Source organism: Granulicella sp. L60, assembly GCF_009765825.1.
In the GTDB taxonomy this organism is placed as follows: Bacteria; Acidobacteriota; Terriglobia; order Terriglobales; family Acidobacteriaceae; genus Edaphobacter.
Genome location: NZ_LMUR01000018.1, coordinates 889858 through 904430 on the forward strand (window position 1 = coordinate 889858; position 14573 = coordinate 904430).

Sequence of the window (14573 nt, forward strand, 5' to 3'; positions counted from 1 at the left end):
GCAAGGGCAATTCCTGAAATATGCTTGCTACAGTCCGAAAGGTTGGTTCTATATGGTTCAAGATGGCGAAGTCGTTTACCTCGTGGACGACGATGCGGCGATTCGCGAGGGATTGGCCGAGCAACTGAGGGCTCAGGGACGATACGTGGTCGCTTTCGCGACCGCAGAAGACTTTCTGGATTACATTCGCAACGATGAGGCAGCGTGTCTTATTCTCGATGTCCATCTCCCGGACTTGAACGGTCTTGAGTTACAGGAAAGGCTGAAGTCATCCTACATACCGTCAATCATCTTCATTAGTGGACAATCTGATATCCCCACGAGCGTACGAGCGATGAAAGCCGGTGCCATTGAATTTCTGGTCAAACCGATTGAATCGGAGATTCTCAGTCGAGCACTTGACGTCGGCTTCAGCCGTGACCGAAAGCAGCGAAAGCGCGTCGAGGAAGTCAATGAGTTGAGGCGGAGATATGACCTTCTAACCCCGCGCGAGAGGGAAGTGTTGCCGTTGATCGTCGCCGGCTTGCTAAACAAGCAGGCAGCAGCAGCGCTGGGGATCGCGGATGTGACACTACAAGTTTATCGTGGGCAAATAATGCGCAAGATGGAAGCGCCATCCTTTGCTGAGTTGGTCAGAATGTGCGGCCGGCTAGGCCTCCGTTTACCTGAAGTTGACCATTTGCTGTAGTTCTCTATATCAGGAAAGGCAGATGGAAGTATCTCTGGAATTCGATCAATGTTGATAGGCGTTGTCGACGATGATGTTCGTGTATTGGAAGCTCTCGACGAGTTGCTTGCAGCAACCGGTCATGAGGCCTGTCTATTCGAAACGGCTGAAGCGTTTTTAGAATCCGAGGTCGGTATCGGAACCGCATGTTTAATTTCGGACGTGCAACTACCTGGCATGAATGGCTTTGAATTGGTTTCCGAATTAAAGGCCAGAAACCGAAACCTCCCCGTCATCCTGATTACTGGGCTTGACGCGCCTGAGATTCAAAGAATGAGCAAAGAGGCAGGGGCGCTAGCGGTCTTTGCGAAGCCATTCGACCCGACTGAGTTGTTGACGTTTTTGCGATTAGCGACGTCTCAACATAAGGACTGAGCGCCGATACAGGTGACAACTGAGAAGTACATCAGAGAGATCTAACAACGTTATGCAAGATAGCGAGAACCAACCTTTTAGTCGCAACCCATTGCTTTACAGGTAAGCAAAGCGACTGAACTGCCTCAGGTCTGATCATGTGGCATCGATCGGAATTTGCCCCATGGCGTCAGACATGCTCGACTCTGCGTTTTTGTATGTTGAGACTCGGGATTTGCGTGCGATTTTCAATGACCAATTGAAGTTCTTGCCCGGGTCAACTGCGGCGCCGGAGAGCTTCAGGGTTCCATTGAACCATTGCTTTTCGAACATGCCGGGGTCCGGCTCAAGCGCATATCCACTGGTGGTGTCAGACGAGGTTCATGGAATGGTTTTCGTAAGGAAAAGCTGGAGGTCTGTAGGAATGATCTATCAATCAGCGCGGAGTTTACCCTGCAATTCCCACACGTAACTAACCTTATGAAAGAGAGAGAAAACGAGCTACCCGATTGCGTTCCTGAGGCAGTGGGTGCCTGATCCAGGCAGGCCAATTGGACCCTGCTTGCCCCTCCCGGCATTATTCCTGCCTCCCCGTCTGGAGAACTCTGCTATTTATGGAATTCCATGTATTTGTACAGTTGGCTCATATTTATCAGTCGTTTCTTGCGCGTATGTTTTCTAAATCGATATTTCCTAGAGCTTTGAATCGCATCTGCTCGTGGTGGACGCCGAAAAAAATACAACGTTGCTGGTTACAAATGCGGTTGCGTGTCCTTCGTCGGGATCGGTTTCGTTGTCGTAGCTGCGACAGAAAAGGCCCGGAAGTTCCCCTAACGATTTATCCCATCCGCCCGGGACTTACTCATCCAGATGGAATATTGACATTGTGTCTGAATTGTCGGTCATTGGCGAAAAAGCTGAAGCTAAGCGGTACAGATGCGCCGGACTTCCTCAGACGGCTCTGGCGCCATCTCTAACCCCATCATGGTGTCTTATAAATACATGAGATGGAGCCCGGGGATATGGTGAAGATGATGCCCAACGCAATCAGACACATTTGTACGAATGGAAGCCACTCGATCTGTGGGACGATCAGGCAGACTACCTTGGAGCTCTCGTACCGTTCTTGAAGTCGCTGTGATGGCTGAGGCTGTCGGTGGAGAAAACAGGTGAGACGAGCGAGCTCGACGGACAGCCAAACCACGAATGCAGAGGCAGACAGAGCTACCGGATGTTTGTGACTGAAGAGATAACACAATAAGTTGAGATTGAATTGCGTTTCCCGAGTGATTTGCTCATTCGGCGAGACGCCCAACCCGTGTAATTCGCTTTTCCCAATCGCCTGTTCACATGCCCAGTTCTGCTCCGAGCTCGGCACGCGTATGTTCTGAAGTTCGCATTGCCCATATGGATCTTTGCAACCACTGCAAGGATCCTATTCGGCTTTTATGACTACTCATGTTCGCCGAACGCTTCTAGTCTTGGGTCCATAGGAAGGAGATCACGTTATGCATGTTATCCAATTTACAGAGTTCGGTGACGTCTCAAAATTGCATCTAGCAGAGCGGCCCGTACCCACCGCACAAGAGGGCACGGCGATCATTCAAGTGGAAGCGGCATCAGTGAATCCCAGCGATGTCAAGAATGTCGCGGGCCGGATGTCCCAAACAACCCTCCCTCGAGTATCGGGGCGGGACTACTCAGGCATTGTTGTCGACGGGCCTGCTGAGTGGATCGGGCGAGAAGTATGGGGTTCCGGTGGCGATGCCGGCTTTACTCGGGATGGCACGCACGCAGAGTACATCGAGGTGCCAGTATCGAGTTTGGCGCACAAGCCTGAGCAACTCACCCACGATCAGGCTGCATGCATTGGGGTCAACTTCGTGACTGCCTGGTGTGCTCTGATCGAGTATGCCCAGCTCTCGAAGGGCGAGACCATCGCGATTATGGGTTCGACTGGTGGTGTCGGTGGAGCGGCTGCACAGATTGCAAAGCATGCGGACGCCAAGATCATCTCAATCAGCCGTTCTCAACCACATCCATCAAGCCGCCTGGCTGCGCTTGCAGACTTCCATCTGGATGCGGCTGACCCCGAGCTTTCGCAGAAGGTCAAATCCCTGACCGATCAGAAGGGAGTTGAGGTGGTGCTCAATGCCGCAGGAGGACCTATGTTTGGAATCGGCTTGGGCCTTCTTGCACACCGCGGTCGTCAGGTGGAGATTACTTCTCCGACGGAGAGGCGGGTATGTTTTGACTTGGTCGATTTCTACCATAATGAATCCCAGTTGTTCGGTGTGGATACCCTAAAGCGAGATCTTACCGCTGCAGCCAACATTCTGGAGCGTTTGAGGCCGGGCTTCGACTCGGGCGCTTATCATCCGCCGGCGATCTCCGACACGATGCCGTTACACAAAGCGCATCATGCATTCAATCTCGTGCATCAAGGCACTAGTGGACGTGTGGTCCTGAAACCTGGACAGAAGTAACACAACCGTCCAAGTCTGTTGTGATTATTCCCTGATAATGAGTGGGCCGTTGTAGGCTGACGTCGCCTCCATCGCCCGCTCTCAGCCCCGAAAAAGATGAGAGTAGGGACGATCTGTCTAGAAAGATGTTGGGGTCGCACAGGCATCCCACACACCAAGAACCTTTCCCGAATTTGTGGGGTGAGTTTCAGCACCTCTCGCCCAGTCTGTTGGAAGCTCCCCGGCGGTGATCCCGGTAATGCCTTAGCAAAACAGCGAGGGATATCGGCATTAGCGCGCCGGCCAATAGCCGAAACTTTGCCTCGGCAAAATAAGCAAGCTACCGATAGGCGTGCAACATTATGACGGCGGTATAGCTTAGTCGTAAGTAATCTTGGGAAGAATTCTTTCCTAGGTCGGGTAGTAGCGCACCTAACACTCGCTTTGTCGACGTTGTGCCGGCTGTTATGGGCCATCATGTTCCGCTAGCCTATATCGGTTAATAAATTCGATCACAGATGCGGTTTATTTCAGGTCTCTTACCCCGAAACGAGTCGTAGGGTGCCTGATAGAGATGGTCATTTTGCGCCGATCCGTATCTGGTCAGATACGATAATCGAGTGCTTTCGCAAAGTCTACGTGGAGTGCGAGCGAAACTCCCTAAAGCTTTGCGGATTCTGCAAGGCTGGTGTTCGTTTTTCATGGCTACTCACGTTCAACGTGAACCGGTAGCGTAGAAGAAGTAAAGGATAAAGGCTGTCACGGGAGGGTTAGGTAATGAAGATTATTCTTGGGTTTCTGCTCGCATTTGGCATTGGAGCGATCTGTCGGTTCGCCGGAATTCCTTCACCCGCTCCAAACGCGATCCTGGGTTCTTTTCTAGTAGTTAGCATGAGTCTCGGCTACGTTACTGCAGGGCAATATCTTCACCGAAACAAAGATACGACCTCCCGCCTCGTGGCGCCTTCGGCAGCCGTAGTGGCTAATGCCGGGATCCTCACCCCGGCTCATTCTCATCAGGACGCTCGCCACGCTGTCACGCATCGAAACGGCGATTGAGAACCCGCCTGTACTCCTGCCTTCACACACCAGAAAGAGGTTCGTTATGTCTACCATTCCAGAAAATCCGAACGATAAGATTGCAGCATTGCTCGCCCCGATGCTGAAACAAAGACTTTTTGTGGCTCTGAGTATCGCACGCGCTACTGCAGAGCAGATGAGCGCACATGTCGCTGAGCATCTCGAGTACATGAATGGTCTCGAGGCCGAAGGGCTATTGTTCGCTTCGGGACCCTTTATCCAGACCGGCGTCCTTGTCGGAGACGGTCTGACAATTCTTCAGACCAAAACGATCGAGGAGGCGCGAGCGCTAATGGAAAATGAGCCTCTAATCAAGCTGGGTCTTCGCACGTTTGACCTGCGACCCTGGGAACTTCGCGAAGGTCAGATCGCCGCGACACTGAACGTCTCGACGAGCAGGTTCAGCTTGGAAAAGTCCTAGGAGGCCCTGATCAATCTGGGAAAGTCCTCAAAAATAGTTGGCATCTATATCGTCACCCGGTTTCGATGCACTTGCCCCTACCTGTCCTAAGTGAGTCTGCATTGTCTACGAAGGCGGCGACGGGTCACCAAACAAACGGTCGAGTCTGAATCGTACAATGCTGTCGTTGAACTCGATTGTTTCTCCTGATCTACGGAGCGTGTTCTCTTTGTTCAAATCACTAGTGGCTGATAGGCAACATAGGACATCTCTTACAACACATACCAATTGTTCGATTCTTTAAGAGCCAATGCTCCAGAAATAGTCTCAAGAAAAGCTGCGCAGAGATCAGGCTGACGCTTAGCGCGCAGAGAGGGTTTTTTTCTGTAGAAGCTAGGGGCAATAACGAAACGCCGGCGAAAGGCCTCCGTGAAACAAGTGTGACTACTGAATCCACAGTCGTTTGACCTGTAGAAAGTTCGAAAGATGTATCCGTATAACGGTATAGGTGAGGGCTACCGAGTCCTTTACTCAGCATCTGTAGAGGCGGACGGCGCAAGAGACGTTCTTGGCCTGTGACTGCTTGTCAATCGCAGCGTAATCGGAGTTCACACATTGCCCATAGGAAATTCCGCTGGAGATTGACAGTTCTTTGAGCTACAGTACAGAGTCTGCGCCATATGCCCGGGCAGCTATTCGAATAACAACCGTTGGATTAAGTGAAACAATTTACGTATTTTCAATGAGTTAGATGACGCGATTGGTAGTTTCAAAAAGCCCTATATTGTTGAAAGTGAGTTAAGGAAGCGCTTATTTGAGGTTGGATCGGGGTTGGCGAAAGTAGGGAAGAGAGCACGGTGGCTTTTACATCTACAAACCGGAAACTGCTCCAACTGGAGATTAGGGGGCTGCGAGATCAATTGAAACTGGTTCCAGAAGGGTGCGCCGCAGCGATGGGGCCACAGACGGTTTTGTCCAGTGATGCACCCTCGCTTGCGGTTAGAACCATGCAGGTCGAAGAACGTCTGGACTCTCTGAGATTGACGCCAAAGTTAAAGGCAAAGCAGAAGAGCACTGTCGGTACCGTACAACTGTCTCGAAGAGATGGCGCTTCGATACGAGTCCGATAGATATACTGTGAACATTGCGCGCGAGGCATGACATCGAGCCCGCGCATCCTGCTGGTGAACGAACCGACCGCTTCACTCAATTTAAGACGAGGAACGCGGTCATCGAGATATTTCTGGATCTGAAGCGTGCCGGCACAACGATCACCTTCAGCACGCACGATGAGCAAACCCTGCTCAAGACCGCCGACCGCTCACTGCGCTTCGAGAGCGGCTTGTTTCACGAAATTGCCTACGCTATGGAGCGCACCATTAAGATTCGCTGGCACCATCTTCTTCCGTTCGCCATCTTTCCCTTGGTATTGCCAGGCTGCAACTCTGCTCCTAAAGACGGACGCCCTAAGGTTTTGCGCTATGCTTACTCTCCGGAAGCAGAACAACTCGAGGCTGGCGGCCTGCGCAAGGACCTGATGCGTAACTATCTCGAAAAGCAGTTACACATGCCAGTAGAGGTCGTGGAGGTCGAAGGCTATGCTTCGACGATCGAGGCCATGCGCGCGAACAAAATCGACTTGGCAACCTTCGGTGCTCTCGCCTATATTCTCGCATCGCAGAAGGGAATAGCTGAAGCCATTGCAGCCAAGGGATTTCCCAACGGCAGAATCGGCGGGTATCGCTCGGCGATCGCTGTGCCCAAGGATAGTGCCATCCACTCCATGCAAAATATGAAGGAGCACGCGAAGAATATTGTATTCGCCTTTTCCGATCCCGCCTCCACCTCCGGCGATCTATATCCCCGTGCTGGCTTGATCAATCTCGGAATAAATCCGGAGCAGGACTTCAAGAAGGTTCTCTTCGCCGGCACTCATCTTGAGACGGTGATGGCAATCAAAGCAGGCAACGTAGATGCGGGAGCATTTCAGTCCAGTGCGGCGACACGACTGCAAGCGCGTGGAAAGCTCGCTTCGGATGACCTCCACGTGCTTTGGATCTCTGATCTAATTCCCAATGCATGTTATGCGGTCCGTAAGCAGCTTCCCGAGCAGCTCAAGAAAGACATTCAGACAGCCATTGTTGCAATCCCGCAGAAGGACCCGGAGCTTTGGGCAAATATGATGCGGCTGCGAGGAAACACGAACCCAGCCGAGGGGGGAACGCAGTTGATTGTCGTCAATGACTCGTCATATAACGAGATGCGGGAATACGCCATGAAAGTCAAAGACTTCAGCTTGGTGGAGAAGTAGCCGCTATGCTCTCAGTCTCGAATATCGTAGTCGCGTTGCCTAACGGCAAGCGCCTTCTCAACGACGTCAGCTTCACCGTTAAGCGAGGCGAGTTCGTCGCAATTCTTGGCTCAAGCGGCGCCGGCAAGTCTCTGACCTTGCGATGTATCGTTGGCCTGACAAAGCCAAGCGAAGGCCTGATTAGTATTGTCGGCGAGTCTGGAAAGATTTACAAGACTACAAATGTCGATGCTAAAGGGCTGCGCCTAGCACGCCGCAACATTGGCCTCATCTTTCAAGGTGACAGCTTGGTCAAGCGATTGACAGTTCTTGAAAATGTCATGCTTGGTCGCCTCGGTTTCATCAGTCCACTGCGAAGCTGCCTAATCGGCTTCAAGGATGCGGAAGCGCGCGACGCTATGATCGCTCTCGATTGCGTAAAGATGGCACCATTCGCAGCACGGCTCGCAGGCTCTCTCAGTGGTGGCGAGATGCAGCGCGTCTCCATTGCACGTGCCATTCATCAGCGGCCGTTGATATACCTCGCCGATGAGCCTATCGCAAACCTCGATCCGAAGAACGCTGAATCCATCGTGGCGATTCTCCAGTCACTCTCCCGCGAGACCCCCGTCATCGGCGCCTTTCATCAGCCATCCATAGTTGCCAGGTATTGCACACGCGTCATCGGTGTACGTGGCGGTAAGATCGTATATGAGGGCGGAGCACAGCTTTCGTACAACCAGCTTGAGGCGATCTATAGCGGCACCGATGGCGATCCAGTGGTCGGGGCAGAGAAGTTTAATTTACTCCCACCCGTTTTTAGCGAACCCATGCCTGATGCACATCAAGAGGCGCGCTTCCAGTTATGATTTCTATTCTTAGTGCGCCCGCTGAAGAGTCACCGTTTCAAGCGTGGCAGATTCTCCTTGCAAGGCATCGCTCGCGACAGGTACTCGCCTTCGTCATTCTCACCGTACTGTTGGCAATCGCCTCGTGGCGTTGTCAGGTGCGGGTCGGCACCTTCCTCCTGGGAATTCGCAAAGGATTGGCTGTTCTGGACATGTTCTTTCCGCCGGATTGGAGCGCTATTCCAAGCTTGTTGCAGCCGATGGCTGTCACTTTAGTGTTGGCCATGATCGCTACGATTATGGGAATGGCGCTTTCCTTTCCCTGCGCATTAGCGGCTTCCTCTAACATTGCACCTGCTCCTCTGCGCATGCTGATTCGCAGCTTCATCGCCCTCGAGCGCGCACTGCCTGAGGTCATACAGCTTCTATTGTTGATCGCTATCTTCGGGCTAGGCATCATTTCTGGGTTGATCGCGCTTTCACTGAGCAGCATCGGCATGCTGGCGAAGCTGTTGGCCGATTCTATCGAAGAAATCGAGCCCAAAGTACTCAATGCGGTCGCCGCCACGGGAGCGACGAACATACAGGTCATTCGGTACGCGGTCATCCCGCAGATTTTACCTGCGCTTCTCGCAAATGGACTCTTCCGGTTTGAGTTCAACGTGCGTGCCGTCATCATCCTTGGCGCAGTCGGCGTCGGCGGCATCGGCTTCGAGATGAGCGCGGCAATGCGTTCACTGAACTACCAAAGGGCATGTGCGGCGACTCTGCTCACGCTCGTACTTGTCTTCTTGATCGAACGGCTCTCCGACCGGATACGGGGACACATTCTAAGCGAAGGTTTAGTGCGATGAGCCTTGCTGTTCCCGCCAACCTTCTTCCCTCCCGCAAGCTGCGTCTCCTGGTTATTTCACTCCTCTTAGTAGTTATGGTCATAGTGCTTCTGTTCTGGTGGCTCGACCTGAACCCAGCGACCTTCGATATTGACTTCAGCTACGTCACCGACCTCTTCCGCCAGTTTTTCCCTCCGAATCTCTCTCTGTTCTGGACCAGACCGAAGCTCTGGATTTCTCTGCTCGATACGCTCGCCATGGCGTTCCTCGCGACTGTAGGCGGCGGCGCAATAGCGATGGCGCTGGCGTTCTTAGCGGCTTCAAACACCACACCACATCCGATCATCCGTCTTATCATCCGCACGCTGCTTAGCTTCCAGCGTTCCATGCCTGCGCTCATCGTCATTCTTGTCCTTCTGATCGCTGTCGGCATCGGTCCCTTTTCAGGAGTCATCACTCTTACCGTGGGCTCGATTGGCATGTTCGGGAAGTTCTTCGCGGATTCGATCGAACACGTAGATCAAGGAATCTCGGAATCGGTACAGAGTCTTGGTGGGACGCGGATTCAGACCATCCGTTACGGCGTTATTCCACAGGTGATGCCATCCTTCGTCGCGAATCTCTTTTATGCCTTCGACCATAACCTACGTGCGGCGATCCCTCTTGGCGTCTTTGGTGGCGGTGGTATCGGCTTCGACCTCGCTTTTGCCCGCGGTCTGCTGCACTATCACGACGTGATGGCCTACACCATCATGATTGTCATAATGATTTCTGTGATGGAACGCGTCTCCGACTGGGTTCGGCACAGCTTCCTCAAACGACCTGTGAGCAACAAACGATAATTCGAGGAGGTAGTGGGTGGCGTGTCTTGATCACGCCTTTACAAACACTCCATTTAGCGAATCGTCTCTGCCCGGGAATCATTAATTATGGCCAAGGCACACCGTCGCTTCCCGGTAGAGAAATGAATGGAGAGGCAAGATGCTAAGAGCTTCCCGCATCATACGCTGATGCGAATTGCGCGAGAGTACGCTCCCAGATAGGCGGCGAGCCAATCTTCTGCTCCAAATGATTACAAAAAGCTTTGATTGCGGCTGTCATCGGGCCTCGATTTCTGAGCAAGTAAATCCCTTCCACTCGGTTGAAATGTTCAGAGCTAATGGGTAACAAAGTTAACACTCGGTCATAGATCGCCCAATCCGGTATCCGTATGATTCCCAAGCCAAGGACACATGCGTCAACCTGCGACCCGAAATCATCTATCTGGAGAAGATAATTTTGCGATACCTCGCGTCCTTCTCCGAGGAGTTCGCGCCATCCCTTACCGCTCGCAAGGTGGCGCCTGTCAATGAGGCGGTGCTTTGCGCAGTCCTCAATACTATGAGGGACGCCATAACGAGCAAGGTACTGAGGACTCGCTGCAAAAACACGACGTTGCGTGGCGAATTGCTTTGAAAGCAAGGTACTGTGTGTGAGTTCTCCAACTCGCAACGTCAGGTCCGTATTTTGTCGCTGCGGATTGTTGAGCCGTTCTGTCACATCTACGCTAATTCGAAGCTTCGGATAGCGCTGAAACAAATCCGGAAGGTGCGGAACGATGTGTTTCTTCCCAAATGCTGGCAAGCAACTGACACGCACCAAACCGCGTACGTCTTGGTGCAGCGATGCTGCTTCACTCTTTGCATCTGCCAAGTCTCTTAGGATCGTCTCCGATCGCAAGAAAAGTACACGTCCGGCTTCGGTCAGTTCGAGTGAGCGTGTCGTGCGGATAAAAAGCGACACGCCAATCTCGTGTTCGAGTGCCGTGACCTGGCGGGCAATGGAGGATGTTGTCATTCCTCGATTTCGTGCCACAGCGGAGAAGCTACCGAACCGAACGGTTGCGACGAATGCCTCAAGAGTGTTTGTAGTATAGCCATTTGCCATATTTGCATTTTACGCAACACTGTGAGGTGCCACGTAATTCATGTCCGTCTAATCAACGATCCACAGTAAAGATCTACGCTGTGAAAAGCATCAAGGTTTGGTCGAGTCAAGGCAGGTGCCCAACCATAATTCCATAAAAGTTTGAAAGCCTGAGTCGTCCTAAGAATCCCATACCAGCAATGGATCTTATCCTGAGAGGTGTGTCGCAAAAATGAGATTTAGCATTCCAGGCCGCAAACGCGGCCTAGCCCATTTCCATCTACAACAATCCCTTGCTGTCTTTGGGGTGACCCTTCTTCTGCTATTTTTACTTCCAGGCCATAGTTGGGGCCAATCGACGTTCGGCTCCTTTACTGGAGTAGTAAAGGACCCCTCCGGCAAAGTGATCAGGGGTGCGCAGGTCAAGCTGACCAATACCGACAACGAAGTCGTGCGTCCAACCATGACAAATTCGGAAGGCGAGTATATTTTTCCCAACGTGGATGCCGGCACTTATTCGATCGAGGTGAGTGCATCGGGATTCGCCAACGGCAACTTTACCGGCCTTACCTTGCAGGCTCGCGATGCCCAGCGTGTTGACGCAATTCTCCGGGTCGGCGCGGCCGCGCAGACGGTCACCGTTCAAGCTGGCGCTGCGGTGGTCAACACAGAAACCTCCAACCTAGGTGAGACGAGAACCGGTATAGAGCTCGAACAATTGCCTTTGGCTATCAGCTCACGCGCATCCGGATCCACCAGTCCCTACCAGACGCTGACTTCTCAGGCGGGTGTGCAATCGGACTCGCAAGGGACTTTATCCGTCTCGGGCGCGAAGCCCGCTTCGCTATCTGTGACGGTCGACGGCATCAGCACGATGAATGTCGAGTCCAGCGCGCCGGCCCAAGAGCTCTTTCCCTCGTTCGCGTCGATTGAAGAAATTCAGGTCAATGAGAACAACAACGCGGCAGAGTACGGCGGCGTTGCCGATATTACCACCGTATCCAAGGGCGGCACCAATAACGCGCATGGCGGTGCTTACGAAAACTACGAGACTGCCGGTTTCAATGCGAAGAACCCGTTTTCAAACACCAAGCCGAAGATTGTGATGAACGACTTTGGAGTCTTCTACGGCGCCCCAATCTCGATTCCCAAACTCTACAATGGCAAGGACAATACATTCTTCTTTCTGGACTATGAAGGCCTGCGTCTGCCGCAGCAGACGCCGGTGGTGCAAAGCGTCCCTTCGGTTGCTCTCCGAAGTGGAGACCTTTCGGTCTACTCCAACCAGATCTATAACGTCGATGGAACCCCTTTCGTTAGCAATCAGGTTCCTGTGTCCTCCTATGCCGCGAACACATTGAAACTCCTGTTTCCGCTGCCAAACTTTGGCGCTTCGGGCGCTATAGCGAACAACTATGTCCAGAACTTTCCCACGCCTATCAGCTCGAACCAAGGGGACGCACGCTTTGATCAGAACTTCACCGCTAAGCAATCCGCATTCGTGCGGTTCAGCTATAAAAAGCGATCTGTAGAGGTCGCGCCATCGGGGTCCGCGCTTATCGGTTCTTTCAATGAGCCGGAGATCGACATGAGTCTCACGGCGGCGCATAGCTATGCGATCTCGTCGACCATGTTTAACGAACTGCGCGTTGGTTTTAGTAGATTCCAGAACTCAACCTCATTTGCCGCAAGCTCAAATCTCGTCAGCGAGATCGGCATCACAGGAATTCCCGATCTCCTACCTGCGTCGGTTCCGGCGGTGCCAAACTTTTCAATCACTGGCTTTAATGCAACAGGCGCGGGATCGGTGACGAACGGTAGCCGCATTATTCAGATGCTCGATAACTTCACCTGGAACAAAGGAAGTCATTTGGTAAAGACGGGCGTCGACTACCGGTACATGAACGCCTTTTCCAGCAACGTCTTCGGCAGCAGCCGCCTGGGAAAGTACACTTTCAACGGATCGAGCGCTCCCGGCCAGGTGATCGGCAATCCGTACGCACAGTTTTTGCTGGGCATTCCCGACCAAACTCAAGTCGCTGACGTTCTCCTCCCCGACATGAACGGCTACGGAGATGCCTATGCTTTCTATGTCCAGGATTCCTGGAAGGTGAACCCGTACTTCACCATCAACTACGGGCTCCGCTATGAGTTTCACCCAACCATGCGGGATCACCACCTCAACAACGCGAACTTCGATCCAGACTACCAGTCTGTGCAGAACGGACAAGTCATCCAGGGAGCGGTTGTTGTACCGACTAAGGCCGCTATCTCGACGGTTGTGATTCCCTCCTTCGCGGCTGGGATTTCTCCAATGCCCATCATTTCTGCCCAGCAGGCAGGTCTTCCGACTTCGCTCGTAGCCGTCGCCCATGATGACTTTGCGCCGCGCATCGGGTTTGCCTGGCAGGCCTTTCATAACAACAAGACCGTAGTTCGCGGAGGCTGGGGGCGCTTCATCGAGGCCTCGCTAGGCGCAACTGTTCTGTCGGGGTGGGGCGTCAGCTCCAGTGCCGTGTATGTCTCTCAAAACAGTTACGTCGGGAACACGAAAACTCCGTTACTTAGCTTTCCCTCTCCGTTTCAGTTCGTGAATGCAGGAAGCGGCACACTGGAGTTTTCTGCCGGGGCTGAGAGCCCCTACCACGATCCTGCGGTCCAGCAATGGAACCTCACGGTCGAGCAAGATCTAGGATTCAGTACCAGCCTTCGGCTGTCCTACATCGGCAGCCACGCCAGCAATCTCACGGAACGTGTCGACCTCAACCAGCTTCCTTACAATACGGTCGGCTTCAACACGCTCTATGCGAGCCGGCCTTTCCCGGAACTAAGCCAGATCGAGATGAACTACAACCTTGGGATCGACAATTACAACTCATTCACTGTCGAAGTCAATCGCCGCATGGCGCGCGGATTGCAGTTCTCGGCATCGTATACGCTGGCCAGGGATCTTTCCGATGAGGGTGGTGCAGTACCACCAGCCTGGTTTGCCCGTGAAGCCGGTTCTTTCGTAAGCGACCGCTTTCATCCGGCCCTCGACTACGGCAACGTCGAGTTCAACAGCCGCAACCGCTTCCTAGGATCCTTCCTCTATCAATTGCCTTTCGGCGATGGGCAGATGCTAGCTTCCCCGTCGAATAGGTTAGTCAATGATCTGATTGGGGGCTGGCAGGTTGCGGGATTTCTGCTTCTACAGAGCGGCCCGTTCATGACGCCTCTGGCCAATTCTGCCTACGATCCGACGGGCACGGGAATCGCAAACACGGCTGGATACGCAAGGCCGGATAGAGTTCCGGGAGTGTCTCCCTACACGCACGGGCTGGGCGCCAGGAATTATCTGAACCCCGCGGCCTTCGCGGAGCCACCGAACAATGTGGCGCGGCAGGGAACCGCCGCCGTAGGTAGCGTTGTTGGGCCAGGAATGGAAACTTTCTCCGCCTCACTGTTCAAGAACATGAAGTTTACGGAACGGTTTGTCTTCCAGGCTGGCGTGCAGGGGCAGAACCTGTTCAATCACCAGAACCTTAGTATCCCATCCTCCCTGGTTCTGGGTACAGCCAACTACGGCCAGATCTCCAGCGTGCAAACGCTGGGGAATGCGGGCCCGAGATCTCTAATGCTGACCGGCAGGCTGACGTTTTAAAAGCTTGCCGGTGTACGTGCCAGCCGGA

General features: G+C 53.1%; 11 protein-coding genes. 10 read left to right on the forward strand and 1 reads right to left on the reverse strand.

The window, feature by feature from the left end:
* Window positions 1–52: 52 nt before the first annotated feature.
* The 9 genes from GSQ82_RS14025 (at window position 53) to phnE (GSQ82_RS14065) (ending at window position 9839) form a co-directional block, all read left to right on the forward strand.
* On the forward strand, window positions 53–688 hold the full coding sequence (locus GSQ82_RS14025; protein WP_158792862.1) for a response regulator transcription factor: 636 nt from the start codon (window positions 53–55) through the stop codon (window positions 686–688).
* Window positions 689–736: 48 nt separating this feature from the next.
* Window positions 737–1102: a response regulator transcription factor gene (locus tag GSQ82_RS14030; RefSeq protein WP_158792863.1), complete on the forward strand. Its 366-nt coding sequence runs from the start codon at window positions 737–739 to the stop codon at window positions 1100–1102.
* A 1487-nt stretch (window positions 1103–2589) separates the two neighbouring features.
* Window positions 2590–3567, forward strand: a complete 978-nt coding sequence (locus GSQ82_RS14035; protein WP_158792864.1) for a zinc-binding alcohol dehydrogenase family protein — start codon at window positions 2590–2592, stop codon at window positions 3565–3567.
* Window positions 3568–4323: 756 nt separating this feature from the next.
* Window positions 4324–4605 (forward strand): DUF1427 family protein, encoded by a 282-nt coding sequence (locus GSQ82_RS14040; protein ID WP_158792865.1) that lies wholly within the window; start codon window positions 4324–4326, stop codon window positions 4603–4605.
* A gap of 46 nt (window positions 4606–4651) precedes the next feature.
* Window positions 4652–5047, forward strand: coding sequence for a YciI family protein (locus GSQ82_RS14045; protein WP_158792866.1), 396 nt, complete (start codon window positions 4652–4654; stop codon window positions 5045–5047).
* Between the two features lie 1123 nt (window positions 5048–6170).
* Entirely contained in the window at window positions 6171–7337 is a 1167-nt protein-coding gene (phnD, locus tag GSQ82_RS14050) for a phosphate/phosphite/phosphonate ABC transporter substrate-binding protein (protein WP_158792867.1), read from the forward strand.
* Window positions 7338–7342: 5 nt separating this feature from the next.
* Complete coding sequence (locus GSQ82_RS14055; protein ID WP_158792868.1) at window positions 7343–8185, forward strand: phosphonate ABC transporter ATP-binding protein; 843 nt, start codon at window positions 7343–7345, stop codon at window positions 8183–8185.
* On the forward strand, window positions 8182–9018 hold the full coding sequence (phnE, locus tag GSQ82_RS14060; RefSeq protein ID WP_158792869.1) for a phosphonate ABC transporter, permease protein PhnE: 837 nt from the start codon (window positions 8182–8184) through the stop codon (window positions 9016–9018). Before GSQ82_RS14055 ends, phnE (GSQ82_RS14060) begins: the two co-directional genes overlap by 4 nt.
* On the forward strand, window positions 9015–9839 hold the full coding sequence (phnE, locus tag GSQ82_RS14065) for a phosphonate ABC transporter, permease protein PhnE (RefSeq protein ID WP_158792870.1): 825 nt from the start codon (window positions 9015–9017) through the stop codon (window positions 9837–9839). Before phnE (GSQ82_RS14060) ends, phnE (GSQ82_RS14065) begins: the two co-directional genes overlap by 4 nt.
* A gap of 142 nt (window positions 9840–9981) precedes the next feature.
* On the opposite strand, the gene GSQ82_RS14070 is transcribed toward phnE (GSQ82_RS14065), so the two are convergent.
* Complete coding sequence (locus GSQ82_RS14070) at window positions 9982–10923, reverse strand: LysR family transcriptional regulator (protein ID WP_158792871.1); 942 nt, start codon at window positions 10921–10923, stop codon at window positions 9982–9984.
* Window positions 10924–11134: 211 nt separating this feature from the next.
* Between GSQ82_RS14070 and GSQ82_RS14075 the strand changes: the two genes are divergently transcribed.
* The gene (locus GSQ82_RS14075) at window positions 11135–14545 is read left to right on the forward strand and encodes a carboxypeptidase-like regulatory domain-containing protein (RefSeq protein WP_158792872.1); all 3411 of its coding nucleotides are present in this window, start codon (window positions 11135–11137) and stop codon (window positions 14543–14545) included.
* Window positions 14546–14573: the final 28 nt, after the last annotated feature.